This is a genomic window from Kitasatospora sp. SC0581, from assembly GCF_048159585.1.
Lineage (GTDB): Bacteria > Actinomycetota > Actinomycetes > Streptomycetales > Streptomycetaceae > Kitasatospora.
This window is the reverse complement of record NZ_JBLRWA010000302.1, coordinates 1-327: the sequence shown is the minus strand read 5'-3', so window position 1 is coordinate 327 and position 327 is coordinate 1. Positions and strand designations below refer to the sequence as shown.

Genomic DNA, 327 nt, shown 5'->3' with positions numbered 1-327 from the left:
CCCCGCCCGCGGGCGCCCGCGAGGTCCTCGCCACCGTCTGCCTCCCGGCCGACGCCGCCGCCTTCGACGCCTTCGCCACCGAACACCTGCTCCCGGCCCACGCGTTGCACCGCTCCGAGCACGCCGAGAACGACTTCCCCCGGCTGCCCGTCCGCACCGGCGAGGACGTCCGCGTCTGGTTCGGCCCCGCCGAGCCGGCCCCCGGGCCCTCCCGGCGACTTCGGCTGGAACCCGTCACGCCTTAGCCCGCCGTACGCACCCTGCCGCACCCGCTCCGTCAGGAGCCTACGAGCCCCGCCTGCTCGTGGGCCGACTCCGGTGCCAGGC

1 pseudogene is annotated in these 327 nt (G+C 77.4%); it reads left to right on the top strand.

Going from position 1 to position 327, the window contains the following annotated elements:
* Positions 1-245: pseudogene (locus ACLWS4_RS38190) on the top strand (NIPSNAP family protein); the annotation flags it as partial.
* Between the last annotated feature and the right edge of the window lie 82 nt (positions 246-327).